This is a genomic window from Pseudomonas sp. GW823-FHT06E10 (genome assembly GCF_058794995.1).
Window position 1 is genome coordinate 182,298 of the sequence record NZ_JBXAHJ010000006.1, and the last position, 24,817, is coordinate 207,114.

General features: G+C 60.4%; 26 protein-coding genes. 12 read left to right on the top strand and 14 right to left on the bottom strand.

Features of this window, described 5'->3' with window-relative positions:
- Positions 1-15 precede the first annotated feature (15 nt).
- A complete protein-coding gene (locus AC1Q6Y_RS12285; protein ID WP_057716135.1) occupies positions 16-1,575 on the bottom strand; it encodes an AmpG family muropeptide MFS transporter in 1,560 nt (519 codons plus the stop codon).
- Positions 1,576-1,619: 44 nt separating this feature from the next.
- Positions 1,620-2,006: an MGMT family protein gene (locus AC1Q6Y_RS12290; RefSeq protein WP_492624625.1), complete on the bottom strand. Its 387-nt coding sequence runs from the start codon at positions 2,004-2,006 to the stop codon at positions 1,620-1,622.
- Between the two features lie 130 nt (positions 2,007-2,136).
- On the opposite strand from AC1Q6Y_RS12290, the gene AC1Q6Y_RS12295 reads away from it, so the two are divergent.
- Positions 2,137-3,144: a DUF481 domain-containing protein gene (locus AC1Q6Y_RS12295; RefSeq protein ID WP_090453513.1), complete on the top strand. Its 1,008-nt coding sequence runs from the start codon at positions 2,137-2,139 to the stop codon at positions 3,142-3,144.
- Positions 3,145-3,293: 149 nt separating this feature from the next.
- Here AC1Q6Y_RS12295 and AC1Q6Y_RS12300 read toward each other — a convergent pair whose 3' ends face one another.
- A complete protein-coding gene (locus AC1Q6Y_RS12300; RefSeq protein ID WP_002554837.1) occupies positions 3,294-3,503 on the bottom strand; it encodes a cold-shock protein in 210 nt (69 codons plus the stop codon).
- A gap of 353 nt (positions 3,504-3,856) precedes the next feature.
- Here AC1Q6Y_RS12300 and dcd point away from each other — a divergent pair, with 353 nt between their 5' ends.
- The 3 genes from dcd (at position 3,857) to AC1Q6Y_RS12315 (ending at position 5,367) form a co-directional block, all read left to right on the top strand.
- A complete protein-coding gene (gene dcd / locus AC1Q6Y_RS12305; RefSeq protein ID WP_007940589.1) occupies positions 3,857-4,423 on the top strand; it encodes a dCTP deaminase in 567 nt (188 codons plus the stop codon).
- Positions 4,424-4,530: 107 nt separating this feature from the next.
- A complete protein-coding gene (locus AC1Q6Y_RS12310) occupies positions 4,531-4,740 on the top strand; it encodes a hypothetical protein (protein WP_008052149.1) in 210 nt (69 codons plus the stop codon).
- Positions 4,741-5,043: 303 nt separating this feature from the next.
- Positions 5,044-5,367: a hypothetical protein gene (locus AC1Q6Y_RS12315; protein WP_492624626.1), complete on the top strand. Its 324-nt coding sequence runs from the start codon at positions 5,044-5,046 to the stop codon at positions 5,365-5,367.
- A gap of 54 nt (positions 5,368-5,421) precedes the next feature.
- Here the strand turns inward: AC1Q6Y_RS12315 and AC1Q6Y_RS12320 are convergent, their stop codons facing one another.
- From AC1Q6Y_RS12320 to AC1Q6Y_RS12345, 6 genes are all read right to left on the bottom strand, one after another.
- Complete coding sequence (locus AC1Q6Y_RS12320; RefSeq protein ID WP_057716131.1) at positions 5,422-6,186, bottom strand: ABC transporter ATP-binding protein; 765 nt, start codon at positions 6,184-6,186, stop codon at positions 5,422-5,424.
- Positions 6,187-6,199: 13 nt separating this feature from the next.
- Positions 6,200-7,318, bottom strand: coding sequence for a succinylglutamate desuccinylase/aspartoacylase family protein (locus AC1Q6Y_RS12325; protein WP_429520652.1), 1,119 nt, complete (start codon positions 7,316-7,318; stop codon positions 6,200-6,202).
- A gap of 26 nt (positions 7,319-7,344) precedes the next feature.
- Positions 7,345-8,055 carry an ABC transporter permease gene (locus AC1Q6Y_RS12330; protein ID WP_057716129.1) on the bottom strand — a complete coding sequence of 237 codons (711 nt, stop codon included), beginning with the start codon at positions 8,053-8,055 and terminating at the stop codon, positions 7,345-7,347.
- Entirely contained in the window at positions 8,052-8,780 is a 729-nt protein-coding gene (locus AC1Q6Y_RS12335; protein ID WP_057716128.1) for an ABC transporter permease, read from the bottom strand. The genes AC1Q6Y_RS12330 and AC1Q6Y_RS12335 overlap by 4 nt, the downstream gene beginning before the upstream one ends.
- Positions 8,781-8,836: 56 nt before the next feature.
- Positions 8,837-9,619 carry a transporter substrate-binding domain-containing protein gene (locus AC1Q6Y_RS12340; RefSeq protein WP_057716127.1) on the bottom strand — a complete coding sequence of 261 codons (783 nt, stop codon included), beginning with the start codon at positions 9,617-9,619 and terminating at the stop codon, positions 8,837-8,839.
- 352 nt (positions 9,620-9,971) lie between these two features.
- The gene (locus AC1Q6Y_RS12345) at positions 9,972-12,422 is read right to left on the bottom strand and encodes a penicillin acylase family protein (protein ID WP_492624627.1); all 2,451 of its coding nucleotides are present in this window, start codon (positions 12,420-12,422) and stop codon (positions 9,972-9,974) included.
- A gap of 194 nt (positions 12,423-12,616) precedes the next feature.
- Between AC1Q6Y_RS12345 and AC1Q6Y_RS12350 the strand changes: the two genes are divergently transcribed.
- Positions 12,617-13,174, top strand: coding sequence for a cysteine hydrolase family protein (locus tag AC1Q6Y_RS12350; protein ID WP_150812934.1), 558 nt, complete (start codon positions 12,617-12,619; stop codon positions 13,172-13,174).
- 156 nt (positions 13,175-13,330) lie between these two features.
- On the opposite strand, the gene AC1Q6Y_RS12355 is transcribed toward AC1Q6Y_RS12350, so the two are convergent.
- The 4 genes from AC1Q6Y_RS12355 to AC1Q6Y_RS12370 form a co-directional block, all read right to left on the bottom strand.
- Entirely contained in the window at positions 13,331-13,543 is a 213-nt protein-coding gene (locus AC1Q6Y_RS12355) for an SEC-C metal-binding domain-containing protein (protein ID WP_015093814.1), read from the bottom strand.
- Complete coding sequence (locus AC1Q6Y_RS12360; RefSeq protein WP_090453523.1) at positions 13,540-14,034, bottom strand: LEA/WHy family protein; 495 nt, start codon at positions 14,032-14,034, stop codon at positions 13,540-13,542. Before AC1Q6Y_RS12360 ends, AC1Q6Y_RS12355 begins: the two co-directional genes overlap by 4 nt.
- Positions 14,035-14,121: 87 nt before the next feature.
- The gene (locus AC1Q6Y_RS12365; RefSeq protein ID WP_057716123.1) at positions 14,122-14,598 is read right to left on the bottom strand and encodes a YchJ family protein; all 477 of its coding nucleotides are present in this window, start codon (positions 14,596-14,598) and stop codon (positions 14,122-14,124) included.
- A 4-nt stretch (positions 14,599-14,602) separates the two neighbouring features.
- Positions 14,603-15,100, bottom strand: coding sequence for a DUF6231 family protein (locus AC1Q6Y_RS12370; RefSeq protein WP_057716122.1), 498 nt, complete (start codon positions 15,098-15,100; stop codon positions 14,603-14,605).
- A gap of 189 nt (positions 15,101-15,289) precedes the next feature.
- Here AC1Q6Y_RS12370 and AC1Q6Y_RS12375 point away from each other — a divergent pair, with 189 nt between their 5' ends.
- From AC1Q6Y_RS12375 to AC1Q6Y_RS12390, 4 genes are all read left to right on the top strand, one after another.
- Entirely contained in the window at positions 15,290-15,979 is a 690-nt protein-coding gene (locus tag AC1Q6Y_RS12375; protein WP_057716121.1) for a PA1041 family peptidoglycan-binding anchor lipoprotein, read from the top strand.
- A 91-nt stretch (positions 15,980-16,070) separates the two neighbouring features.
- Positions 16,071-16,778 (top strand): PA1041 family peptidoglycan-binding anchor lipoprotein, encoded by a 708-nt coding sequence (locus AC1Q6Y_RS12380; RefSeq protein ID WP_218495055.1) that lies wholly within the window; start codon positions 16,071-16,073, stop codon positions 16,776-16,778.
- A 148-nt stretch (positions 16,779-16,926) separates the two neighbouring features.
- Complete coding sequence (locus AC1Q6Y_RS12385; protein WP_150812938.1) at positions 16,927-17,205, top strand: DUF1145 domain-containing protein; 279 nt, start codon at positions 16,927-16,929, stop codon at positions 17,203-17,205.
- Positions 17,198-17,956 (top strand): collagen-like protein, encoded by a 759-nt coding sequence (locus AC1Q6Y_RS12390; protein ID WP_492624628.1) that lies wholly within the window; start codon positions 17,198-17,200, stop codon positions 17,954-17,956. Before AC1Q6Y_RS12385 ends, AC1Q6Y_RS12390 begins: the two co-directional genes overlap by 8 nt.
- A 153-nt stretch (positions 17,957-18,109) precedes the next feature.
- On the opposite strand, the gene AC1Q6Y_RS12395 is transcribed toward AC1Q6Y_RS12390, so the two are convergent.
- Positions 18,110-18,574, bottom strand: coding sequence for a CopD family protein (locus tag AC1Q6Y_RS12395; RefSeq protein ID WP_057716117.1), 465 nt, complete (start codon positions 18,572-18,574; stop codon positions 18,110-18,112).
- 99 nt (positions 18,575-18,673) lie between these two features.
- Between AC1Q6Y_RS12395 and dinG the strand changes: the two genes are divergently transcribed.
- The 3 genes from dinG (at position 18,674) to AC1Q6Y_RS12410 (ending at position 24,766) form a co-directional block, all read left to right on the top strand.
- Positions 18,674-20,818 (top strand): ATP-dependent DNA helicase DinG, encoded by a 2,145-nt coding sequence (gene dinG / locus AC1Q6Y_RS12400; RefSeq protein ID WP_007992389.1) that lies wholly within the window; start codon positions 18,674-18,676, stop codon positions 20,816-20,818.
- A gap of 96 nt (positions 20,819-20,914) precedes the next feature.
- Positions 20,915-23,407 (top strand): beta-galactosidase, encoded by a 2,493-nt coding sequence (locus AC1Q6Y_RS12405; RefSeq protein WP_492624629.1) that lies wholly within the window; start codon positions 20,915-20,917, stop codon positions 23,405-23,407.
- Between the two features lie 213 nt (positions 23,408-23,620).
- Positions 23,621-24,766, top strand: coding sequence for a serine hydrolase domain-containing protein (locus tag AC1Q6Y_RS12410; RefSeq protein ID WP_340316520.1), 1,146 nt, complete (start codon positions 23,621-23,623; stop codon positions 24,764-24,766).
- Positions 24,767-24,817: the final 51 nt, after the last annotated feature.

Below are 24,817 nucleotides of genomic sequence, written 5' to 3' on the forward strand. Positions count from 1 at the left end.
TCCTGCGTAAAGAACCTACGATTCTTCGGCGACCGGGGTGTGCACCGGTTCCGGTGTAGGTGTCGGACCTTCACGGCGGTTCTCCTGGAACCAGTGCAGCGCGATCAACAGCAGGGTCGGGACGCCCAGCAGGGCGGTAATCAGGAAGAAGTCGTGATAACCGAACTTCTCCACCATGACCCCTGAATAGCCGCCGATCAGGCGTGGCAGTAGCAGCATGATCGAGCTGAGCAGGGCGTATTGGGTGGCGGAGAATTTGAGGTTGGTCAGGCTCGACAGGTAGGCGACGAACGCCGAGGTCGCCAGGCCCGAGCTGAAGTTGTCCAGGGAGATGGTCAGCACCAGCATGTTCAGGTTGGGGCCCATGTCGGCGAGCATCAGGAACAGGATGTTGGTCGCCGCGGAGGCGACACCGCCGATGAACAGGATCGGCAGGATGCCGAAACGCACGATCAGCAGGCCGCCCATGCCGGCGCCGACCAGGGTCATGATCAGGCCGAAGATTTTGCTGACGCTGGCGATCTGGTCCTTGGTGAAGCCCTGGTCGATGTAGAACACGTTGGCCATCACGCCCATGACCGTATCGGACATCCGATAGGTGGCGATCAAGCCGAGCAGCAGCAGCGCTTGCCAGCGGTATCGCAGGATGAAGTCGTTGACAGGTGTCAGCACTGGCGCCAGGCCGCGGCGGCCCATGGCCGAGAGGCACAGGGCGGTGAGGGTGGTATAGAGAATCGCGCGCAGGAAGGCACGGTCCTCCAGCAGCAGGTCGAGCAGGCTCTCGCCTTCGAACAGTACGCTGGCGAAGTCGGTGTTGTAGAGCTGGGTGAACATGGCCGGCACGGACACCAGCAATACGATCAGCACGAACACCGAGGCCAGTTGATGCACGAAGCTGTAGCGCCCGGCCTGCAGTTGCGTGCGCAATGGTACTGGCGGCTCGCGCATGAACAGGGATGTCAGCAGTGCCGGGACCATCAGGGCACCGAACAGGATGTAAGTGCCGGCCCAGGCCGAATGCTTGTAGTTGAAGCCGGTGGAGCCAAAACCTTCGGCGAAGTACAGCGCGCCTGCGGTAGCCAGCAGCGCGGCGACCCGGTAACCGGACATGTAACTGGCGGCCAGTGCGGCCTGGCGGTTGTCTTCGGCGATTTCCAGACGGTAGGCATCGACCGCGATGTCCTGCGTCGCTGATGCGAAAGCGACGACGACGGCAATGGCGATCAGCCAGGACAAATGCTTTTGCGGGTCGCAGAAACCCATCCCGATCAGGCCAAGGATAACCAGTGCCTGGGACAGCACGAGCCAGGACCTTCGTCGACCGAGTTTGCCGAGCAATGGCAGTCGCCATTGGTCGAGCAGGGGTGACCAGACCCATTTGAAGGCATACGCCAGGCCGATCAGGCTTGCATAGCCAATGGTTTCACGCGCCACGCCGGCTTCACGCAGCCAGACTGAAAGCGTCGAAAACACCAGCATGTAGGGCAGGCCGGCGGCGAAACCAAGCAGCAACAGCACGAGTGTCGAGGGGCTGGCATAAGCGGCGAGCGCGGCGCGCCAGGTTTTACGGGGCATGGGCTGGAGTCTGCCTCAAGAAATACGGAAACAAAGCGCGCACTCTAACCGCTGTGCTCTACCGGACGCCAGCCATGGCGCTGAATATCAACACGATTATTCAGGACACTGATGCCCTCCATGTGTAATCGTGCGCGCTGCTCATCACCCGAAGGGCTGCCGACCGGCAGGCTGATACGCCCGTTTGCGCCCAGAACACGGTGCCAGGGCAACTTGCTGTCGCCGGGCAGTTGACTGAGGGTGCGCCCGACCCAGCGGGCGGCGCGACCCAGTCCTGCGAGCTCGGCCAACTGGCCGTAGCTGACGACTTTGCCCTCGGGTACTTGTGCCAGTGTCAAATACAGCGCCGTGCGTCGGATTTGCGCTGCACTCTCGGGGTCTTCGGTTGGATCGGTCACGTCCGTCAGTCCTGAAGAAGTTTGCCTTACCATCTGTAGAGTAATTCCTGCGCAGGAAGTTGAGAAATGAACTCAACAGAAATAGTCGGGTCAGTCCTTGTCAGGGCATTGTTCCTACGGATAATGCCGACTTTTCTCGCAAGCCTGAGCCTGTATTTTGTTTATGTTGTCCAGATCCCTGCTGTGTCTCGCCGTCCTTGGCGCATCCTCTCCCTTGTTGGCCGATACCGTGTGGTTGAAGAACGGTGACAAGCTGAGCGGCAAGATCACGCTGTTCGATGGCGGAAAGCTGCTGATCCAGACCGAGTACGCCGGTGCGGTGACGATCGACTGGAAACAGGTCAAGACCCTGGACAGCGATCAGGAGTTGCTGGTCAAGCAGGATGCCTACAGTGGTGAGAAAGCCAAATCGTTGAAAGCGGCGGACGACGGCAAGGTCACGCTGGCCAACGGCGAGGGACCGAAGACGGTCGAACTGGCGAGCATCCAGCAGATTCTCAAGCCAAAACCGGTGGTCGAGGATCTGGTGTGGAAAGGCAACGTCGATGTCGCGCTGGATTATCAGCGGGCGGAAAACGACACCGATGACTACGACATCGACTTCAAGACCAGTGCGCGACACGGGCGCTGGCGGCACACCGCTGAAGGTGAGTACAACCGTGAGTTCCAGGACGACGTGGTGACCACGGACAACTGGCGGGCGGAATACTCCATCGACCGATTCCTGACCGAGCAATGGTTCTGGCAGGGGCGCCTGGTCTACAAACGCGACAAGGTCGAAGACCTTTCCCGTCAACGCACCGTCGGTACCGGTCCCGGCTATCAGTTCTGGGATAACGAACTCGGGGCGTTCTCCCTGGGCTCGCTGGTCAACCGCACGGACTATGAATTCTCCGATGGCAGCGAGGAAAATTTCTACGCCTTGGCCATGAAGTGGGACTACAACCGCTACCTGATCGGCAAGCGTGTCGAGTTCTTCACCAATGGTGAGGTCGGCAAGCCGCTGTCGGGCGTGGCCGACTATGCGCTCGATGCCGAGATGGGGTTGCGCTACAAGGTGACTGACTGGGCTTCGCTGAACCTGAAGGCGGAACGCGATATCATCAGCGGCGCCGACGATGCGGATCTGGACAAGACACGCTACACCGCAGGGTTTGGCGTGACCTGGTAAGGGCATCAAAAGATCGTCGCCTTCGACAGCGCCTGCAGGGTCAACCCGGGAGCTGTCGAAGGCGGCGATCTTTTTTGTGTGGACAAAACATCCGCCCACAAAAAAGCCCCGCTGTTGAGGGCGGGGCTTTTTACTAAAGCAAGTACAAGTTAGATAACTTGAACTTCTTCAGCTTGCATGCCTTTCTGACCGCGGGTAGCGATGAAAGAAACCTGTTGGCCTTCTTTCAGGCTTTTGAAGCCGTCGGACTGGATAGCTTTGAAGTGAACGAACAGGTCGTCACCGGATTGTGGAGTGATGAAGCCGAAGCCTTTTTCATCGTTGAACCACTTAACGGTACCGGTTTGGCGATTAGACATGGTGTAACTCCTTGAACAAAGATAACTGCGACTCAGGAAGAACCCTGGCCGAGACTGAGTGCAAAGAGCAGGAAAAATTCTTGTAGATGGTTGGATCGAAATTCAACATATCGTGTAGAGATTCTCAGTGACACAAGCAGCACAGTGACGCCACCTTAACCCTTTTTCCGGAACGTGCCAATGCTTCTTGCACAGGTTTCTCTGTTTTAAGGATCGGCGGTGTGACGGTTCGTCGCCAGCGCAGGTAATTCCCGCCTGTTCGGCGAGAATTGCACCGCGGACTTTGAACCCGGCGGCGCGCCCGGTAAGATGCCGGACAGAATTTTTCGACCTCGCTATTCAGGACACCCGCCATGAGCATCAAATCGGACAAGTGGATTCGCCGCATGGCGCAGGAACACGGCATGATCGAGCCATTCGTCGAGCGCCAGATGCGCGGCAGCGACGATAGCCGTGTGATCTCCTACGGCGTGTCGAGCTACGGCTACGATGTGCGTTGCACCAATCATTTCAAGGTGTTCACCAACATCAATTCGGCCATCGTCGACCCGAAGAACTTCGATGCCGGCAGCTTCGTCGACATCCACAGCGACGTGTGCATCATTCCGCCGAACTCCTTCGCCCTGGCCAGCACCGTCGAATATTTCCGCATTCCGCGTAATGTTTTGACCATTTGCCTGGGTAAAAGCACCTATGCGCGCTGCGGCATCATCGTCAACGTCACACCGCTCGAGCCTGAGTGGGAAGGTCACGTGACCCTCGAGTTCTCCAACACCACCAATCTGCCGGCGAAAATCTACGCGAACGAAGGCGTGGCACAGATGCTGTTCCTTGAGTCTGACGAAGAGTGTGAAGTGTCCTACAAGGACCGTGGCGGCAAGTATCAGGGCCAGCGTGGCGTGACCCTGCCTCGCACCTGAGTCAACCGTCTGGCAAATGCCGGGAATTCCTGAGCGGGCGTACACTCTATGGGGTGTACTGTTCCGATCCGCGCAAGGTGGGTCGGGTCATCGCTCAGGAGTGCCGAATGAAGATCGATCCGCGAATCAGTGCCGAACTGGCAAGGCTTGAACCCAATCAGGTTGGCGTTCTGGCCTGGTCCTTGTTGGCACACCCGCCCGTCAGCATGGCAGGGGGTATTCCCGGCCAGCCTGATCCTGATACCCCGAACGAGCAGCCTAATGAGCCGGGCGAGCCTACGCTGCCGGATGAGCCGCCGCCAGCGCCTGTTGTCTGACTTTCGATTTCCGCTACTCATGGCCGGTGAACTGCCGCTGTCGTCTTCAGCAAGCAGGCCTGTGCCTGTTGTTGCTGTGGACGACCGTGGCGTCTGAATCAGCCTGAAAATATTCGGAAGTAACTGTGTCTGTCGTGGAAACCAATCGACGGGCACGGCTGTGGTTCCATTCAGGAGCTGCGTGCCCTTGGGCCGGAAGCAAAGGGCCTCAGGCAGTTAACTTCGAATATGAAAAGGAACATTCAGATGAGTGCAAATCGATCGGGGTATTTGAGTGCCGATGTAATCACGACGGGAGGCTCCATGCAGTTTCGCGTAACGGATGGGGTCGATTTTTATCAGCGCTCAGACATCCATTGCATTGAGGCGGATAACGGTCAGGGGACTGCGTTTTACGTGTACTTGCCGATGGACATCCAGAGTGGCAGCTACAGCCTCAGGCTCAACGAGGCAGCTCCCATGGTCATCCATGTGATCGGCAACTCGGAGGCAGAGCTTTATCCGGGAACGCTTGAGTTAACGGTGGGAGGTGACGCGCAGTTTGCCGGGCGCTTCAGTGGGACGGACGCTAATGGTCTACAGGTGACAAATGGCAGTTTCAGGCTGGAAAACGAAGCGGGGGCATAACGGTGATTGATGTTGGAAGCCGGACAAGCCGGCTTCCACTTCTACTTCCGGCGGCTATTTCAGGTTGCCGCTGAGGAACTGCTTCAACCGCTCGCTTTTCGGATTGCCCAGCACTTCTTCCGGTGCGCCTTCTTCCTCCACCAGGCCCTGGTGCAGAAACAACACCTGGCTCGACACTTTGCGGGCGAAGCTCATTTCGTGGGTCACCATGATCATGGTCCGGCCTTCTTCGGCCAGGCCCTGGATCACCTTGAGCACTTCACCCACCAGTTCCGGGTCCAGCGCCGAAGTCGGTTCGTCGAACAGCATGACTTCCGGCTCCATGGCCAGTGCGCGGGCAATCGCTACCCGTTGTTGCTGACCGCCGGACAGGAATGCCGGGTATTGGTCAGCCACACGGGGGGCCAGCCCCACTTTGTCGAGGTAGCGCCGGGCGCGATCCTCGGCTTCTTTCCTGTCACAGCCCAGCACCCGGCGCGGCGCCATGGTGATGTTTTCCAGCACCGTCATGTGGCTCCACAGGTTGAAATGCTGGAACACCATGGCCAGACGGGTGCGAATCCGCTGCAGTTCATTGGCGTCGGCCACGTGCATGCCGTGACGATCCTTGATCATGCGGATGTTCTGCCCGTCGAGGCTCATGGCGCCATCGTTGGGTTGTTCCAGGAAGTTGATGCAACGCAGAAAGGTACTTTTACCCGAGCCGCTGGCGCCGATCAGACTGATGACGTCGCCGGTTTTGGCCTTGAGCGAAACACCTTTGAGGACTTCATGGTCGCCGTAGCTTTTATGCAGGCCTTCGATGGTCAATTTGTACATGGGGCGTGCATCCTCAAGGCGAAAGTAGATAGCCGCTGCGATAGGCTTCGGTGCCCGCGACGTGGGCGATCACCATGCCGGCAGTGGCCATGCGGCGCAGCGAGCGGGCGTACATCAGCCCGGCTGTGGCGCAATGAACGGGAGTGACCAGATCGTTGACCGGATCAATGATCTCGGCGATCAGTTGGCCGGCTTCCAGGTACTGTCCCGGCCGCGCGGTGAATACCAGCAGGCCGCCGACGGGCGTGGCCACCGGCTCAACACCGGCCAGCGGTGTCGCCGGATAGGGCAGGTCGGGCAGGGGCGCGGGTTCGCCGGCGATCGCGCCGAAATGGATCAGGTAATCGATCAGTGCCTGGCAATCGAGGCTGGCCAGCGGGTGATTGACGTCGCCTTGACCGCGCAGTTCGACGGTCACCGAAAAACTGCCCGGCGGAATGTCGAACTCCTCGCCGAAGCGATCCTTCAATTGCCACCAGAGCAGGGTGAAGCATTCGTCGAACGACTGGCCACCGGAATCGGTTGCCAGCAGGCTGGCTTGGGCGCCGATGTAACGGGCCAGCGGCTCGACCTGCGACCAGGCTTCAGGTGTGGTGTAGAGGTGCGCGACCGCTTCGAAATCGCAATGCAGGTCGAGCACCATGTCGGCGTCGCAGGCCAGTCGCTGCAGGGTCAGGCGCTGGGATTGCAATTGGGTGCCGGCGGTCTGCCGGGCCAGCGCATCGCGCAGGTTGCTGCGGATCAATTGCAGGTTGTGCTGCGGATCGTCACCGAGCTTGCCTTCGATCGCGTTGCCGACTTCCTCGCTGAGGTCGACGAACCAGCGGTTGAAGTTCTGGCCGCTTTCCAGCTCGTAGCGACCCAGCGGCACATCCATCAGCACTTGTTCCAGGCCCACCGGGTTGGCGATGGGCACCAGCACGATTTCGCTGCGCAGGCGCCCGGCGGCTTCCAGCTCCGCCAGGCGTTGCTTGAGGTGCCAGGCCACCAGCATGCCGGGCATTTCGTCGGCGTGCAGGGAGGCCTGGATGTAGATCTTGCCGTTGGCCGATTGAGGGCCGAAGTGAAAGCTGTGGATCTGTCTCGCGGTCCCCGGCAGCGGGGCCAGCAGGTCATGTTTCTGGTGGCGCATCTGTTGTTCCTGAAGCAGGTTGAGACCTAGTGGGTCGGCCCGAGGAAGGCCAGCCATCGGCGTTCGGCAAGGCGGAACAGGCCGACCAGCGCAAAAGTGACGGTCAGGTAGATCAGCGCGGCGATGCCGAACGACTGGAAGGTCAGGAAGGTCGCCGAGTTGGCGTCCCGAGCAACTTTGAGCACGTCCGGGATGGTCGCGGTGAAGGCCACGGTGGTCGAGTGCAGCATCAGGATCACTTCGTTGCTGTAGTACGGCAACGAGCGACGCAGGGCCGATGGCATGATCACGTAGGCATACAGTTTCCAGCCGGTCAGGCCGTAAGCCTTGGCCGCTTCGACTTCGCCGTGGTTCATGCTGCGGATGGCCCCGGCGAAGATCTCCGTGGTGTAGGCGCAGGTGTTCAGGGCGAAGGCCAGGATCGTGCAGTTCATCGCATCGCGAAAGAACGCGTCCAGTACGGGCTGGGCCCGAATGGCGGCCAGGCTGTAGATCCCCGTGTAACAGATCAATAGCTGGATATAGAGCGGCGTGCCACGGAACAGGTAGGTATAGAACTGCACCGGCCAACGGATGTAGAAGTGCGGCGATACACGGGCGATGGACAGCGGGATCGACACGATAAAACCGATGAAGATCGAAGCGCTGAGCAGCCACATCGTCATGGCCAGGCCGGTGATGTTGTTGCCGTCGCTATAGAGGAAGGGTTTCCAGTATTCCTGCAGGAGTTCGATCATCGTACGGCCTCCCGGGTCCCGGCGGAGTAACGACGTTCGAGCCAGCGCAGGATGACGTTGGACGCGCTGGTGATCACCAGGTAGATCAGCGCGGCAAGCACCAGGAAATAAAACAGCTGATAGGTACTTTTACCGGCGTCCTGGGCAGCCTTGACCAGGTCGGCGAGGCCGATGATCGACACCAGGGCCGTGGCCTTGAGCATCACCATCCAGTTGTTGCCGATACCCGGCAGGGCATAACGCATCATCTGCGGGAACACCACGATCCAGAAACGCTGGCCGCGCTTGAGGCCATAGGCGGTGGCCGCTTCGACCTGACCCCGTGGGACGGCGAGAATCGCGCCACGGAAGGTTTCAGTGAAATACGCACCATAGATGAAGCCCAGGGTGATGACCCCGGCGCTGAACGGGTTGATCTCGATGTATTCCCATTCCATGTAATCGGTAAACGAGGTCAGCCAGGTTTGCAGGCTGTAGAAGATCAGCAGCATCAGGACCAGGTCCGGAACGCCGCGAATGAGTGTGGTGTAGAGCTGGGCAGGCACGCGCATCAGTTTGACTTTTGACAGCTTGGCACTGGCGCCGAGCAGCCCGAGCAGCACGGCCAGCAACAGCGACAACGCCGACAGCTTGATCGTCATCCAGGTACCTTGCATCAGCAGCGGACCGAAGCCCTTGAGGCTGAAGGCAGAGAGCCCCAGATTTTCTAATAAGGTTTCGAACATAAATCAGCAACCTGATCGGATGAAAAAAGCGCCCATCGAGAGATGGGCGCCGGGCATTATTTGCCGCTGTACAGATTCAGATCGCCAAAGTGTTTCTTCTGAATGGTGGCGTAGGTGCCATCATCGTGTAACGCTTTGATACCTTTATCCAAAAGTGCTTTCAGCTCGGTGTTACCTTTCTTAATACCGACCGCGGTTTTGGCAGGCAGCAGTTCGCTGTCGACTGGCTTGCTGACTTCGTAGCCTTCACCTTTTGGTGACTTCAAGAAGCCCAGTTCGGCTTGCAGCATGTCCTGGATCGCTGCGTCGAGACGGCCGGAAGTCAGGTCGGAATACACCTGATCCTGATTCTGATAGGCCTGGGTTTTCACGCCGGCCTTGTCGAGAACGGCTTTGGCGTAGGCTTCCTGGATGGTGCCTTGCTCGTAGCCTACGGTTTTGCCCTTCAGCGAAGCGACGTCCTCGGTCAGGCCGGAGCCTTTCTTGAACACGTAGGCGGTTGGGCCGGAGAACAACTCGCTGGAGAAGTCGATGACTTTTTCACGGGCCGGGGTAACGGTCATCGACGAGATCACACCGTCGAACTTATTGGCTTTCAGGCCCGGAATCATGCCATCGAAGTCACTCTCGACCCACTTGCACTTGACCTTCAGTTCGGCGCAGATCGCGTTCCCCAGATCGATGTCAAAGCCTACCAGGCTGCCATCGGCCGCTTTCGATTCGAACGGTGCGTAGGAAGGGTCAACGCCGAAACGCAGTTCTTTGTACTCCTTCGCCATGGCGGAACCAGCCGCCATGCACAACGCCAGTGCAGAAAGGGTCAGCAATGCTTTTTTCATTATTCAATCCCTAAAAACCAATATGAGCGCTTGTGGCGCAGAATTATTGTTACTGGAAAGCGTAAGACCTGTTGAAAGTAGCAATTTCCGAACCAGAGTGCCGAACAAGCGTTTTATTTAGGTACTTGGAAATGGCCGGAGACAGATTTATGCACGAAAACGGGCGCAGGGAAATGGGTGCACCAAATCAACTCGCCACAAAAGAACGGATTGACTGAGCAGGTTTCGCAGGGCCGGGCACTCCACCTCGTGACACGACTTGTCCTTGAGTCAGCGCAACCGCGATAACGATTCAACATTCAACCTCTATTTTGAATGTCAGACCGCTATCGCGGGCAAGTAAAGGGCTGGGTTATTTACCGGGTGTCAGCGTCAACCGCGCCTTGCCATAGGCGTTGTCGAAGTTCTGCGGCTGCATCGGCAGGCTCATGTACTGGCCCTTGAACCACGGCTCGATGCTGTTGAGGTAGTTCGGGCTGGCCGGGTTGCCGGACTGGCCGGTGCCGTTCTGCGCCATCAGCGGTTCGGACTGGCCGAAGTCGACGATAAAGCGCATGGCTGGCGCCAGCGTGGTGTTGAAGTCCTGGCCCCAGGCGAAGGCGGCGGTGTTGAGAGTGGTGTGATCGCCACCGGCCGGCAGCGGTCCGCGTACGGTCTGGCCGCTGCTGTTTTTCCATTCATGGCGATGCAGTTTGCCCCATTGCCAGGCTTTGTGATCGCCGCCCAACTGGCTGTCGCCCGCGCTGATCGCGGCGGTGAGGCTGCGAGCGAGGATGGCCGGTTTGTCTTCTTTCTGTGCGGTGCGCACGTCATCCCAGAACGGGCTGTCCTCACGCCCGAGCAAGTGATCGGCCTGGGCCGCGTAGGACAACTTGCCGTCGGCGACAAAAGCTTTCCACGTCGGGCTGCTTTCCGGGCCCAGTTCATCGAGGAAGATCTGCCGCGTGCTTTCCTGCAGGAACAGTTCGTAGATGGCCGCATCGGTGGAGGTCGGGCTGAGCTTGCCGTCGAACGCCATCAAGCGGCTGTAGGCTTCGTGTGCCTTGGCACGATCGGCCGCCGGCAAGGCGTCCATGGCTTGTTTGAGTGGCTGGGCCATACCCGGCGCTTCGAACATTTTCTTCAGCTTGGCAGCGAAGGTGGTGGTCTGGTCGTATTGCATGGCGATCAGGCTGCGGCTGTCGTGTTTGCCTGCGCCGGCCAGTTCGGCCAGGCGCTCGCCGCGCTCCGGAGCGGCCCAGGAATTGGACAGCTGCATGCCGTAGCCATGGGGGATGACCCGCTGGTTGGCGGTGCCGAGCCAGCCCTGAGCCGGGTCCTGATCGTACGGGTGCAGCATTGGGTCGGCGTAACCGTCCCAATCGTATCGACCTTCCCAGCCCGGCGAGGGCAGCAAGCCTTCGCCTTCGCGGCGGTTCGGGTAACGACCGGTGACTTGCCAGCCGATGTGGCTGACATCGGCGAACACCAGGTTCATCGCAATGGCGCGGATTTCGCGGCTGGCATCCGAAGCTTTCTCGACACTCTGGGCGCGGGACAGGTCGAAGAGCGCGTCCAGGGTCTTGTCGTCGGTGAAGTTCGGCGTCTGCAAGGCCAGGCCGAAACCATTGGCCAGCGTGGCGCCTTGGGCGCTGTTGAGCAACGGGCCATGGCGGGTTTCGTACACCGCTTCGCGAGTCGGCCGCTGGCCTTTGACGAAATAGGTTTCGTTGCGCACGATCGCCGGCTGCCACTTCCCGGCGTTTTCGTAGGTAAGCCCGTTGCTCTGGCGCTTGATCTTCTCCAGGAACAGATCCTGGTTGTCGCCCATCACGGACGTCATGCTCCACGCCACTTTGCCGTTGAAACCTCCAAGCACCATCGGCAGACCTGCGATGGTCACGCCGGATGCCTGATACTTCGGCGTGCGAATCTGCACGTAACTGAACAATGAAGGCACGCCCAGCGGGCCATGACTGTCACTGGCCAGCAGGCTCTTGCCGCTGCGGCTGCGTTGTGGAGCGATGGCCCAGTTGTTCGACGAAGTGGCGCCCAACAGGTTCAGGTCCGACAGTTGGCCCGTGGCTTTGCTGAGTTCGGCCAGCCCCGGTATTTGCCCGTTGAGCTTGAGGCCTTGCAGTTTTTCGCTTTCGGCGACCGGCAGTTTTTCGTCGGGAGCCGACGGCGTCAGCCATGCAAGTTTGTCGGTGGTGACGGTCTGGGCCAGTACCAGCGAGGAAATTTCTTCCGGCAGGTTGGTCGACTGGCTGAAGTTCAGCAGGCAGAAAATCAGCGCCGAATCCTCCGGCTGCCAGTACTCAGGCTTGTAGCCGGTGGCTGCCAGATCCGTCGGCAGTTTGTCGCGGTAGCGGAACAGGTAGGCGTTGACCCCGCGCGCATAGACTTCGAAGAAACGCTTGAGGCGCGGTGAAGAAGCCTTGTACAGCTCGCCAGCACTTTTCTTCAGGTTGACCGCCCGCATGTAACGGTCGGCATCCAGCAGGTCCGCACCGTGCATCTCGGCCAGACGGCCCTGGGCCAGCAGGCGCAGGGTGACCATCTGGGTGATGCGGTCGCTGGCATGCACGTAACCGAGGGTGAACAGCGCGTCGTGGAAGCTGTTGCTTTCGATCAGCGGCATGCCCATGGCATTGCGGCGCACCGAAACGCTCTGCGCCAGGCCCTTGAGTGGTTGTACGCCGGAGGTCGGCGGGAGGGTGTCCTGGGCGTTGAAGTTCTGACAACCGGTCAGGCTCAACACACCGGCCACTGCTGCGGCAACGCCGAACCGGGGTAGAAAATGAGTAAGGGCTGGCGAGGCCATGGCAAAGCTCCTGCGGGGGTAGAGGCGGCGGCGCGCAATAAAGGCGCTACGTTAGTGAGCGGGAGGTGGCCGCGCAAGCGGGGTACAAGGTTATTTCAGGATTTGTCTGATAAACCGGAAAGATCGCAGTCTTGTCAGTCGCAATGGGAGATGTTGAAGTGCGAAACGCTCAACAATCCAGGAGAACAGTCGGCATGGAGCTCAAGGCAAACGCGGCACTGATCATCATCGATCAACAAAAGGGCATCCTGCATCCCAGGCTCGGCCGCAGGAATAATCCAGAGGCCGAAGCGCGCATGCTGGACTTGCTTGGCCATTGGCGATGCACCGCTAGGCCGGTGATCCATGTGCAGCACCTGTCGCGCTCGGAGGACTCGGTATTCTGGCCGCAGCAGTCGGGGGTGGAGTTTCAGGAACGGTTTGAGCCAATGGCCGGTGAACGCTTGATCCAGAAGCAGGTGCCGGATGCGTTTTGTTCGACGGGGCTGGAGGCGCAGTTGCGCGAGGCGGGGATCGGGCAGTTGATCATCGTCGGTGTCGCGACCCACAACTCGGTGGAGTCCACGGCGCGTACCGCGGGCAACCTGGGGTTTGATACGTGGGTGGCCGAGGATGCGTGCTTTACCTTCGACAAGGCTGATTTCTTTGGCCAAGCCCATAGCGCCGAAGTGGTGCATGCGATGTCGCTGGGGAATTTGCACGGTGAGTATGCGACGGTGGTCAGCACCGCATGTGTATTAACGGCTGACTGAAAAACCTGTAGGAGCGAGCTTGCTCCGGGCGGCGTTCCGACGATAGCGGTCTGACTGACACATTGATAGTTGATGTGCTGCCGTCATCGCGAGCAAGCTCGCTCCCACAGGAGAGGATTGCGATTCAACAGGCGAAGCAAGTCTTCGCCCGAAGCATCAAGCGCCGTGGCACTTCTTGAATTTCTTGCCGTTGCCGCATGGGCACGGATCGTTGCGGCCGACGTCTTTCAGGGCATTGCGCACCGGTTCCTGGTGAGCGTGGCCGCAGTTCGGACCGTGGACATGGCCGTGGTCGTGATCATGGTGGTGATGGTCATGATCATGATCGTGATTGCAGTCAGGGCCGTGGACATGGGGTTGCTGGGTCATCGGTGTTGCTCCGGAATTAAATCGGCGGCGATTATCACGCCATTGCGCGTCAGGTGCACGTAGTGGGTGATGAATATACCGGTTTCCAGTTCACCTTCCAGACGATAGGGAATGGGTTGATCGGATTTTTTCAGCAGTTTGGCCAGATCACGGACCTTGGACCACAGGTTGGTGCGGATCGGTACCTTGAAGTAAGCGCTGTGCCTGGGGCTGATGGTGAACCAGTGTTCGTACTCGCCGTCGGCCAGCAGTATGTCGCCCAAGTGAACGCGGTACTCCAGACCGCGCACGGTCAGGTCGCTGTCGTTGGGGTTGTCGATGCGAAAATGCAGGAGGAGTTTCTGTTCCAGCAGTTTGGCGTTGACCACCTCGATCTTCACCAGATGGACCTCGGGGTCCGGCAAGTCGTCGTCGAACCACGAGGCACAGCCGCCGAGTCCCAGTGTCAGGAACAAGGTGAGCAGACAGAGTGCGCAGCGGCGGATGATCATCGTGGTGTTTCTCCCTTGAGCTCCAGTCTAGACCCAAAGGATCGCAGCCTTCGACAGCTCCTGCGTGGTGGTCAGTCATTCCATGTACTAGCTGCTGAAGTACCCCGCACAACACTTCTTGAACTTCTGCCCACTCGCGCACGGGCAAGGGTCATTGCGCCCGAGTTTGAGTTGCACGGTCGGGTCGATGAAATACCAGCGCCCGGCGTTCTGTACGAACGATGAGCGCTCTCGATGACTGTGCTCGCCATTGCTGTCGTGCCAGCGCGCGGTGAAGGTCACGAAAGCGTGTTCAGGCTGGCCGCCCAGCACTTCGGAGCTTTCCACCTCAAGGCCCAGCCACGTACTTTGCGCGCTCCAGTCGCTGATCGATTGACGGTCCAGGCCAGCCTGTTGGGCGGGCAGGGTGGTGGCCACCAGATAGTCGACCAACCCCAGCACATAAGCGCTGTAGCGTGAGCGCATCAAGGTTTGCGCGCACGGCGCCGGGTGTCCGGCATGGTAGTGACCGCAGCAGGCGTCGAGCAGGGTGCCGCTGCCGCAAGGGCAAATGGATGTACTCATTGCATTACCACCAGTATTTCCCGAAGTTTTCCGGATTGGCCCAGAAGCGCGAATTGAGCCAGTCGGGGACTTGTTTGTATTCAAGCAGATCGTAGGTAAACAGGGTCAGGACCTGTTCGTCCCGTTGGAAGCGTTCACTGGCTTGCAGGGCCAGGGAGAAAAAGTCGGTTTCCTGCCAGCCACAGGCCGGCAGATCCGCCAGCACCGCGATGCGGCTGGCGTTGAGGTTGCGGATGCCACCCAGCAGGTTCAGGCCGTCGCGCTTGGGCAGATGCTCCAGGCAATCGACCACCAGGGCCAGGTCGAAACGGCGGGCCGCCAACTCGTCGGGCAACGGCCCGGGGGCGGCGAAAGCGACGCAGCTGTCCGGGTGAGCGAGTTTGAAAGCCTCCAGTGCCGGGAACTCGCTGGCGCCGATCAACAACAGACGTGTGGGGGCATATCGGTCGAGTAACGCGGCCAGTGCCTGTTGTGGCGTGCGTGAAGAAATACCTGCAGTCATCGAAGATCCTCAATCAGATCTGCCAAGACTAGCCTGCCCTTACGTTCGGGCCTAGAGCGCCTTGGCGACAAAAGCGCCAAGCTGCCGTTAATACGCGAATAAACAGCATGGCCTATTGCTGGCGGAGTTTAAAACTCGGGTCTTTACTACCTGAATCGGTTCTAAGCCGATCCTTCAGGAGAAAACTAGATGAGCATAGTTCGGACAGCATTACCCTTGGTTCTGCTAACCAGTGTCTTGACTGGTTGCGCAGGTTTGCAGAAAACCGACTGGCCGACCTGTGCGGCTGTTGGTGGTGTCGTGGGTGCGGGCCTCGGAGCGACCGAAAGCTCGGCATGGGCAGGGTATGGTGCTCTGCTCGTCGGCGGTACGGCAGCGGCTTATTGCTGGGTGCACGGTGATGGCGACGAAGACGGCGACGGTGTGCCGGATAGTCGCGACAAGTGCCCAGGCACGCCTAAAGGCGTTCAAGTCGATGCCAACGGTTGCCCACCACCTGCGCCTGTGGTCGAAGAAGCGGTTGTGGTCCAGGAAGAAACCATCGTCATTCGCGATGTCCACTTCCAGTTTGATAAAGCCACGCTTACCTCGTCCGACAAACTGGTACTCGACAAGATTGCCACTCGCCTGAAAGCCGAAGCCCCGACTGCTCAACTGACCGTAACCGGCCATACCGACAGCGTGGGTAGCGACGCCTACAACCAGAAACTGTCGGATAAACGCGCCCACTCGGTGGTTGAATACCTCATCGATCAAGGCGTACCTCGCAGCAACTTCGTGTCGGTTGTCGGTGCCGGTGAAAGCCAGCCGGTTGCAGACAACAAAACCGCTGACGGTCGTGCACAGAACCGTCGTACCGAAATCAAAATCCAGCGTTAGGCCCCCCTCGCATCCGCGCCTTGTGCAGTCGCGGATGCGGGTCTTTACTCCTGTGTAACCGGTATTGGCCGGGGACACAGGAGCTTTCAACATGATCGTTCTCACAAGGACCGTCTTGCCGGTTCTGCTACTTGGCAGCCTCTTGACCGGCTGCGCGACCCACAGCGATGGCACCGCCCCCCTCAATCAACGCACCTGGCCAATTTGCAGCCTCATCGGCGGTCTGGTCGGTGGTGGTCTGGGCGCAATCGAGAGTAGTGCCTGGGCCGGGGGTGGGGCGGCGCTGGGTATCTTGTCCGGCGGCTTGATCTGCTATGCCCAGGATGGCGACGAAGATGGCGACGGCGTTTTCGACCGACGCGACCGTTGCGCTGATACCCCTGCCAATACCCCGGTCGACCATCGCGGTTGCGTGGTGCCGCAGTACCCGGACAGCGTCCAGGTCGAGCCTGCGCAATCCGAAGTCATTACTCTGAGCGATGTACTGTTTGTCTTCAATCAATCCGAGCTGACCCCGACGGCGAAGAGTCAACTGGATGCGTTGATGAGCAAGTTCGAGGATGCCGATGTGGTCAGCATCAAGGTGGTCGGCCACACCGACAGTGTCGGTTCGGATGCCTATAACCAGGCCTTGTCGGAGCGGCGTGCCAGCAGCGTGGCGGAATACCTGTTGAGCCAGGGTGTGGCGCCGAACAAAATTACCAGCGAAGGCAAGGGCGAGAGCCAACCGATTGCCGACAACGAAACAGAAGAAGGCCGTGCGAAAAACCGTCGCGTGGAACTGCATATAAACCGCTGAGCCAAGAGATAGAGCCGTCGAGCGACTAGTGTGATCGCTGCGACGGCCGTTCGGCGGCCTCCATGAAGAATTTTCCCTTGCCCTCTGGCTTATCCCGCGTGGAAGCCGTTACTGTGCGCGCAAACAATAATTCTCATCGGGGGCGCGTATGAAAGTCATATGGGGACTGGGGCGATTACTGACCTTGCTGTTCTGGGCGGTAGTGCTGGTCAATCTGCTCACACCGTTTGTCTTTCCGCTGCACCCGTTGGTCAACCTGGCCGGCGGCCTGTTGGGGTTCATCCATCTTCTGGAAGCGTTGCTGTGCTATCGCAGCCTTCGAGGTCGCGCCCATCCCTGGCTTGACCGCCTGAAGATCGTCATTTTCGGCGTATTCCACCTGCAAACCATTCCAGCCCCCACCGCTTCGAAGGCTTCCCATGCGTAAACTCTGTCTGCTCGCCGCACTCATCAGCCCATTGGCCTGCGCACAGGTGGTGAGTGTCGAACCCAACTCGCTGATGCGCTTGCCCAACACCGCCAGCGCCCTGCAACTGGAACGCCTGGAAGTGGCCGATTACGGCACCTTGCTGATTCCTTCGAACGTCACCGAAGTCACCGTGGGTGAATTGCATCTGGGGCGTGAAGCGCGCATTGCCATCGTGCCGGGGGAACAGGCGCTGGCGCTGAAGGTCCGTCGCGCTGATTTGTCCGAAGGCAGCCAGATCACCTCCCGTGGCTCACCCGGGACCTACCAGAAGGCCGCTCGATCCGGGCGCAGCCTTGATTTGCAGATCAAGACACTGAACGCAGCGCAATTGACCGTTGATGCTCGCGGTGGTGCGGGTGCACCGGGGTTCGTTGGTCTTGATGGGGGTAACGGCCAGGAACCGGGCTGCACATGGGGTCAGGCCGGTCGCGGTGCTGATGGCAGTGATGGCAGCAACGGTCAGCCGGGAGCACCGGGGGCGCTGATCAAACTGGCAGTGCCGCACGACTTCCCGGCAGACCGGATCAAGGTTCAGGTGGCTGGCGGCGCCGGTGGCCTGGCCGGCCCGGGCGGCAAACCGGGCGCGGGTGGCAAGGCCAAGGGCTGCCTGATTTACAAGGCCGATGGTGGCAAGAGCGGTAAACCCGGGGCTGATGGTCAGCCTGGGCCTGAAGGTGCCGCTGGTTCGGTGACTGTGCAGCGGTTGTAAGAAGCGCCGAAAGCCCTGTGGCGAGGGGGCTTGCCCCCGTTGGGCCGCGAAGCGGCCCCATTTCCGGCAATCGCGAAGGTTAGTGGTGTCTGGTTTACGACTGCTTCGCAGCCGAACGGGGGCGAGCCCCCTCGCCACAAAAGTTCGGCAGAATCAAAACATCGGCCGGGCCGCGGCAATCACCACCAAAGCCAACCCTACCAGCAGATTGATCCCCACCAACTTGCGGATCCGTCCCAGCACCGCTGCACCGGCTGGCCAATCCTGCTCGGCCACGGCGGTGCGCAGTTCCGGCAGCATCAGCGCCTGAATGCGGATGAACAGCGCGGTCATTACCACATACAAGCCCATCATCACCTGCACATAACGCGGCGCGGCTTCAAAACCGTTGAATTGCATGTGCAGCATGCCCACGCCGCTGACTGGCAATAGCACCACCGCCACCCAGACCCAGCGGAAAAAGCCTTGAAACACTTCTACCCACAGCTTCAGTCGGGCTGGGCCTTCAAGTGCCTTGATTGCGGCGGGGCGCAGGACCATCCAGGCGAAAAACATGCCGCCGACCCAGACCAGGGCCGCCAGTACGTGCAGGCTATAAATGAGGCTAAAAGGTGTCATTGGGTTACTCCGTTCTGCGCGGGATTCATTAGCGGGGTATGATAGCGACCGAACCGAACTACTGAAAATTTATCCAGCGTTTTTTGCGCCCGACAATCCATGATCAGCACTGAACTCAAAACCACGATCCAGGGCGCCTACTCGCGTTTTCTCGAAGCCAAGAGCCTCAAGCCGCGCTACGGCCAACGCCTGATGATCGCCGAAGTCGCCAAGGTCCTGGGTGACATCGACACCGACGACGAAGGCCGGCGCAGTGGCGACCCCGCGATTGTCGCGGTGGAAGCCGGCACCGGTACCGGCAAGACCGTGGCCTACAGCCTGGCGGCGATTCCCACGGCGAAGGCCGCCGGCAAGCGCCTGGTGATCGCCACGGCCACCGTGGCCCTGCAAGAGCAGATCGTCTACAAGGACTTGCCTGACCTGATGCGCAACAGCGGGCTGAATTTCAGCTTCGCCCTGGCCAAGGGACGCGGGCGCTACATGTGCCTGTCCAAGCTCGACATGTTGCTCCAGGAAGGCCACGCGCAGACCGCCACCGCTCAGTTGTTCGAAGAAGAAGGTTTCAAGATCGAGGTCGACGAGGCCAGTCAGAAGCTGTTCACCAGCATGATCGAAAAACTCGCCGGCAATAAGTGGGACGGCGACCGCGACAGTTGGTCCACCGCCCTGGAAGACGCCGACTGGGCGCGCCTGACCACCGATCACAGCCAGTGCACCAACCGTCATTGCCCGAACTTCGGCCAGTGCGCCTTCTACAAGGCCCGCGAAGGCATGGGCAAGGTCGACGTGATCGTCACTAACCACGACATGGTACTGGCCGACCTGGCCCTGGGCGGCGGCGCCGTGCTGCCGGACCCGCGCGACACCATCTACGTGTTCGACGAAGGCCATCACCTGCCGGACAAGGCCATCGGCCACTTCGCCCATTACACGCGCCTGCGCTCCACCGCCGACTGGCTGGAAACCACCGCCAAGAACCTCACCAAACTTCTGGCCCAGCATCCATTGCCGGGGGACCTGGGCAAGTTGATCGAGCAGGTGCCGGAACTGGCGCGGGAGATCAAGACCCAGCAGCAGTTCATGTTCACCGCGTGCGAGCAGATTGCCGATTTCAAGCCCGGCGAAGACGTCGAAGGCCGCGAGCGCCCGCGTCACCGATTCGTCGGCGGGGTGATTCCCGAGCACATGCGTGAAATGGGCATCGAACTGAAGAAAGGCTTCGCACGGCTGACCGATCTGTTCACCCGCCTGACCGAGTTGCTCAAGGAGGGTATGGACGGCGAGGTCAACATCGGCATCGCCAGCAACCAGGCCGAGGAGTGGTATCCGCTGTTCGGCAGCCTGTTGTCGCGTTCTTCCGGCAACTGGGAGTTGTGGACCGCCTTCACCGTCGAAGACCCGGAAGACAACCCGCCCATGGCGCGCTGGCTGACCCTGGCCGAAAGCGGCTCGCTGTTCGATATCGAGGTCAATGCAAGCCCCATCCTCGCGGCGGAAATGCTCCGGCGCAACCTGTGGAACGTGGCGTATGGCTGCCTGGTGACGTCGGCGACCTTGACGGCCCTCGGCACCTTCGATCGCTTTCGCATGCGCGCTGGTCTGCCGAAAAAAGCCGTGACCGCCGTGGTCCCAAGCCCCTTTCATCATGCCGACGCCGGCGTGTTGCGGGTGCCGAACCTGAACGCCGATCCCCGTGATGCAGCGGCGCATACCGCCGCGATCATTCGTGATTTGCCTGAGCTGGTCGAAGGCTCGCGGGGCACGCTGGTGCTGTTTTCCTCGCGCAAACAGATGCAGGACGTGTTCGACGGCCTGGACCGCGACTGGCGCAAGCAAGTGTTCATCCAGGGCAACCTGTCGAAACAGGAAACCCTGAACAAGCACAAGGCGCGGGTAGATGGCGGCGATTCCAGCGTGTTGTTCGGCCTGGCGAGCTTCGCCGAAGGGGTCGACTTGCCCGGCGCCTATTGCGAGCACGTGGTCATTGCCAAGATTCCTTTCTCGGTACCCGATGATCCGGTCGAAGCGGCGCTGGCCGAATGGATCGAAGCCAGGGGCGGTAATCCGTTCATGGAAATCTCCGTGCCGGACGCCTCGCTGAAACTGGTCCAGGCCTGCGGTCGCTTGCTGCGCACCGAAGAAGACCGCGGCACCATCACCTTGCTCGACCGGCGCCTGGTGACCCAGCGCTATGGCAAAGCCATCCTCAACGCGTTGCCGCCGTTCCGTCGAGAAATTTCCTGAAGCACCGGTGGGCAGTTTTGCCCGCCGCGTTGTCTATCTCTCTGCCATCGCTTTTCCACTGGCCCATTGAAGGTCGTTAGGGAGAATTTCGTTCTCATGATTTGCCGTTCGTTGCCTGCTGTTTTTACCCTGCTGTTCGCAACACCGCTGTTGGCAGCCCCCGCCAGCCAGCAGACGCTGTTCAACTTTGTGCGCCCCGCCGACGTGGTCCAGGTGGCGACTCAGGACGCCAGCCTGCCGCAATCCAACGCCGAGCAAACCCCCGAGGGCGAAGTGCTGCGCCGGGTGACGTTCAACCCGGTCGCCCGGCCGACGTTGCGCCTGACCCCGCAAAGCGGCGCCTGGGACTGGTCGCAGTCGGGCGTCATGAGCCTGCGGATCCAGAGCGCCATGAACTGGGCCTTGACCCTGTACGTGACCATCCAGAGCAACGACGGCAAGACACTGGTCAGCCGCGTCGATCTGCCGGCGGGGCCTGCGCAAACCCTGTTGGTGCCTTTGCAAGCGACATCACCGCTGAGCCAGGGCATGAAGGCTGGCCCGCCGATGCCGATGACCGTTGAGGGGCAGCGAGTGTTGCTGGCCAGCAGCGCCGGTGAGCTGGATCGCAGCCGGGTGGTGTCGGTGAGCCTGTCGATGGACCAGCCCAAAGCCGCGCAAAGCATCCTGCTGGAGCGCTTTGGTGTGCAGGACGGTGAGTCGATAACCCAAGCCGTGTATGGCGGGTTGGTGGATGCCTACGGCCAGTCGACCCGAAACAAATGGCCGGAAAAAATCAGCAGTGACGAACAACTGAAAAGCGCCGCCAGCAAGGAGCAGCAGCAACTGAAAACCTGGCTGGCCGAGCGCGAGAAGTCCTCCCTGGACAAGTTCGGTGGTTTGACCAAAGGCCCGTCCTTCAAGGCCAGTGGTTTTTTCCGCACCGAGAAACGCGATGGACGCTGGTATCTGGTGACGCCGCAAGGCCATCCGTTTTACTCGCTCGGGGTTAACACCGTCGCTGCAGACGTCAACCCGACCTACGTTGCCGGTCGTGAGTGGATGTTCGAATCCCTGCCCAAAGCAGATGACGCACTCGCCAGCCACTACGGCGAAGGCGACAACCGTGGCGGCAACGGTGCCGATCAAGGGCGTGGCTACAATGCCGGTCGCTGGTACGACTTCTACGGTGCCAACCTGCAGCGCCTGTATGGCGACCCGTGTGTGAAGGGCAGCGATACCAAAGCGGGCGTCGCCGCGGCGGCCAAGGCGGATGCAGTTGAGGCGACCGCGGCCAAGGCGGCGGAGCAACCTGTAGTGCCTGCAACTGCCGAGTCTGGTGTCGCCGAAGCGGCCAGGACTGAAGCGACGGTAGCGAAAGCCGCCGAGCAAAAAACCGCCGAACCGTGCAAGCCGCTGTTCGACGAGCAGCGTTGGGCCATTCACACCCTTGATCGCTTGCAGGCCTGGGGCTTCAACACCATTGGCAACTGGAGCGCACCCGTATTGGGCGACGCTGATCGCGTGCCCTACACCTTGCCGCTGGCGATCGTCGGCGACTACGCCAGCATCAGCACCGGTACCGACTGGTGGGGCGGCATGCCCGACCCCTTCGACCCGCGTTTCGCCATGGCCACCGAACGTGCCGTGGCCATTGCCACCCGCGATCATCGTGACGATCCGTGGTTGATCGGTTACTACGCCGACAACGAACTGGCCTGGGCCGGTCCCGGGGATGACCCGAAAGCCCGGTATGCCTTGGCCTACGGCACCTTGAAAATGACCACCGACGTGCCGGCCAAGCGCGCATTCCTCAAGCAGCTGCGTGACAAGTACCGCAATCAGGCTGGCTTGTCGAAAGCCTGGGGCATCGATCTGGCGGCCTGGGAACTGATGGAAGATCCGGGATTCGTGCCGCCGTTGCCAAGCGCCGAGCACCCGGAAATCGAAGCCGACTTCAAATACTTCCAGAAGGTCTTTGCCGACACTTACTTCAAGACCATCTCCGACTCGCTCAAGTGGCACGCACCGAACCAGCTATTGCTCGGCGGCCGTTTCGCCATCAGCACGCCGGAGGCCGTGGAGTCCTGCGCCCAGTATTGCGACGTGTTGAGCTTCAACATGTACACCTTGCAACCCCAGGATGGTTACGACTTCGCCAGGCTGCGCAGTCTCGACAAACCGGTACTGATCACCGAGTTCAATTTCGGCTCGGCTGATCGTGGCCCGTTCTGGGGCGGCGTTACGCCTTTGGTGAAGGAAGAAGACCGCGGTCCGGCGTACGCCAACTTCCTCAAGCAGGCATTGAGCGAGCCGTCGATTGTCGGCGTGCATTGGTTCCAGTACCTCGATCAACCGGTCACCGGGCGCCTGCTTGATGGCGAAAACGGTCACTTCGGGTTGGTGGGCATCACTGATCTGCCGTTCCAGGGGTTTGTCGACAGCGTGCGCAAAAGCAACCTGGCGACAGTCGAGCAATTGGGCAAAGAGGCCGAGAAGGCTGCGGCCGCCGCCGACAAAGCCAGCCACGACGCCGAGGGCGGCCGCAAGGCCGACGCCGGCAAGGGGCCGGGGAAGGGTGCTGGCGGGCACTCCGGCAAAGGCCATTAAAAGCTGAAACCCTGTGGCGAGGGGGCTTTCCCCCGTTGGGTTGCGTAGCAACCCCAAAATCTCGGCAGCGGCCGAAAAATTTGGGAGCACTACGCACTCCAACGGGGGCAAGCCCCCTCGCCACAACCGCCCGGCCCAATCCTGTTCCCAAAACCCTCAAGGGCTGGAACAATGCCCGCCACTTTGTAGAGCGTTAATCCGGGGGAGTTGCGGGTGCAGATTCAGGGTCATTACGAGCTTAAGTTCGAAGCGGTGCGAGAGGCGTTCGCGGCGCTGTTCGACGATCCCCAGGAACGTGGCGCAGCGTTGTGCATTCAGGTCGGCGGCGAAACCGTCCTCGATCTGTGGGCCGGCACTGCCGACAAGGACGGGGCCGAGGCCTGGCACAGCGACACCATCGCCAATCTGTTCTCCTGCACCAAGACCTTTACCGCCGTCACCGCGCTGCAATTGGTGGCCGAAGGCAAGCTGCAACTGGATGCCCCGGTCGCGCGCTACTGGCCCGAATTTGCCGCTGCCGGCAAAGAGTCCGTCACCTTGCGTCAATTGCTCTGCCATCAGGCCGGCCTTCCGGCATTGCGCGAGTTACTGGCCCCCGAAGCCCTTTACGACTGGCAAACCATGGTCGACGCCCTGGCCGCCGAAACGCCGTGGTGGACGCCGGGCGAAGGCCACGGTTACGCGGCGATCACCTATGGCTGGCTGATCGGCGAATTGCTGCGCCGTGCCGACGGTCGTGGGCCGGGTGAATCCATTGTCGCGCGGGTCGCCAAACCGTTGGGGCTGGACTTCCATGTGGGCTTGGCCGACGAAGAGTTCCATCGCGTGGCCCACATTGCGCGGGGCAAGGGCAATGTCGGCGATGCCGCCGCCCAGCGCCTGCTGCAAGTGACCATGCGTGAGCCAGCGGCCATGACGACCCGGGCGTTCACCAACCCTCCGTCGATCATGACCAGCACCAACAAGCCCGAGTGGCGACGCATGCAACAGCCGGCCGCCAATGGCCATGGCAATGCCCGCAGCCTGGCCGGGTTCTATGCCGGCCTGCTCGACGGCAGCCTGCTGGAAAGCGAAATGCTCGATGAACTGACCCGCGAGCATAGCCTCGGCGAGGACAAGACTTTACTGACCCGGACCCGTTTCGGTCTGGGCTGCATGCTCGATCAACCGGACGTTGCCAATGCCACCTTCGGCCTTGGCCCGCGGGCGTTCGGTCATCCGGGTGCCGGCGGCTCCATCGGTTTTGCCGACCCGGAGCACGACGTGGCTTTCGGATTTGTGACAAATACCCTGGGGCCGTACGTCTTGATGGACCCGCGTGCGCAAAAGCTGGTGCGGGCTCTGGCCACTTGTCTGTAAAAACGGCTATCGGGTTCCAGGGTTGGAACCCGATAACCTTTTCAGTTTCAA

What these genes read in the sequence shown, in the direction of transcription:
- AC1Q6Y_RS12285 (WP_057716135.1), bottom strand. Translation starts at nt 1,575, where the DNA reads ATGCCCCGTAAAACCTGGCGCGCCGCGCTCGCCGCTTATGCCAGCCCC.
- AC1Q6Y_RS12290 (WP_492624625.1), bottom strand. Translation starts at nt 2,006, where the DNA reads ATGGTAAGGCAAACTTCTTCAGGACTGACGGACGTGACCGATCCAACC.
- AC1Q6Y_RS12295 (WP_090453513.1), top strand. Translation starts at nt 2,137, where the DNA reads ATGTTGTCCAGATCCCTGCTGTGTCTCGCCGTCCTTGGCGCATCCTCT.
- AC1Q6Y_RS12300 (WP_002554837.1), bottom strand. Translation starts at nt 3,503, where the DNA reads ATGTCTAATCGCCAAACCGGTACCGTTAAGTGGTTCAACGATGAAAAA.
- dcd (WP_007940589.1), top strand. Translation starts at nt 3,857, where the DNA reads ATGAGCATCAAATCGGACAAGTGGATTCGCCGCATGGCGCAGGAACAC.
- AC1Q6Y_RS12310 (WP_008052149.1), top strand. Translation starts at nt 4,531, where the DNA reads ATGAAGATCGATCCGCGAATCAGTGCCGAACTGGCAAGGCTTGAACCC.
- AC1Q6Y_RS12315 (WP_492624626.1), top strand. Translation starts at nt 5,044, where the DNA reads ATGCAGTTTCGCGTAACGGATGGGGTCGATTTTTATCAGCGCTCAGAC.
- AC1Q6Y_RS12320 (WP_057716131.1), bottom strand. Translation starts at nt 6,186, where the DNA reads ATGTACAAATTGACCATCGAAGGCCTGCATAAAAGCTACGGCGACCAT.
- AC1Q6Y_RS12325 (WP_429520652.1), bottom strand. Translation starts at nt 7,318, where the DNA reads ATGCGCCACCAGAAACATGACCTGCTGGCCCCGCTGCCGGGGACCGCG.
- AC1Q6Y_RS12330 (WP_057716129.1), bottom strand. Translation starts at nt 8,055, where the DNA reads ATGATCGAACTCCTGCAGGAATACTGGAAACCCTTCCTCTATAGCGAC.
- AC1Q6Y_RS12335 (WP_057716128.1), bottom strand. Translation starts at nt 8,780, where the DNA reads ATGTTCGAAACCTTATTAGAAAATCTGGGGCTCTCTGCCTTCAGCCTC.
- AC1Q6Y_RS12340 (WP_057716127.1), bottom strand. Translation starts at nt 9,619, where the DNA reads ATGAAAAAAGCATTGCTGACCCTTTCTGCACTGGCGTTGTGCATGGCG.
- AC1Q6Y_RS12345 (WP_492624627.1), bottom strand. Translation starts at nt 12,422, where the DNA reads ATGGCCTCGCCAGCCCTTACTCATTTTCTACCCCGGTTCGGCGTTGCC.
- AC1Q6Y_RS12350 (WP_150812934.1), top strand. Translation starts at nt 12,617, where the DNA reads ATGGAGCTCAAGGCAAACGCGGCACTGATCATCATCGATCAACAAAAG.
- AC1Q6Y_RS12355 (WP_015093814.1), bottom strand. Translation starts at nt 13,543, where the DNA reads ATGACCCAGCAACCCCATGTCCACGGCCCTGACTGCAATCACGATCAT.
- AC1Q6Y_RS12360 (WP_090453523.1), bottom strand. Translation starts at nt 14,034, where the DNA reads ATGATCATCCGCCGCTGCGCACTCTGTCTGCTCACCTTGTTCCTGACA.
- AC1Q6Y_RS12365 (WP_057716123.1), bottom strand. Translation starts at nt 14,598, where the DNA reads ATGAGTACATCCATTTGCCCTTGCGGCAGCGGCACCCTGCTCGACGCC.
- AC1Q6Y_RS12370 (WP_057716122.1), bottom strand. Translation starts at nt 15,100, where the DNA reads ATGACTGCAGGTATTTCTTCACGCACGCCACAACAGGCACTGGCCGCG.
- AC1Q6Y_RS12375 (WP_057716121.1), top strand. Translation starts at nt 15,290, where the DNA reads ATGAGCATAGTTCGGACAGCATTACCCTTGGTTCTGCTAACCAGTGTC.
- AC1Q6Y_RS12380 (WP_218495055.1), top strand. Translation starts at nt 16,071, where the DNA reads ATGATCGTTCTCACAAGGACCGTCTTGCCGGTTCTGCTACTTGGCAGC.
- AC1Q6Y_RS12385 (WP_150812938.1), top strand. Translation starts at nt 16,927, where the DNA reads ATGAAAGTCATATGGGGACTGGGGCGATTACTGACCTTGCTGTTCTGG.
- AC1Q6Y_RS12390 (WP_492624628.1), top strand. Translation starts at nt 17,198, where the DNA reads ATGCGTAAACTCTGTCTGCTCGCCGCACTCATCAGCCCATTGGCCTGC.
- AC1Q6Y_RS12395 (WP_057716117.1), bottom strand. Translation starts at nt 18,574, where the DNA reads ATGACACCTTTTAGCCTCATTTATAGCCTGCACGTACTGGCGGCCCTG.
- dinG (WP_007992389.1), top strand. Translation starts at nt 18,674, where the DNA reads ATGATCAGCACTGAACTCAAAACCACGATCCAGGGCGCCTACTCGCGT.
- AC1Q6Y_RS12405 (WP_492624629.1), top strand. Translation starts at nt 20,915, where the DNA reads ATGATTTGCCGTTCGTTGCCTGCTGTTTTTACCCTGCTGTTCGCAACA.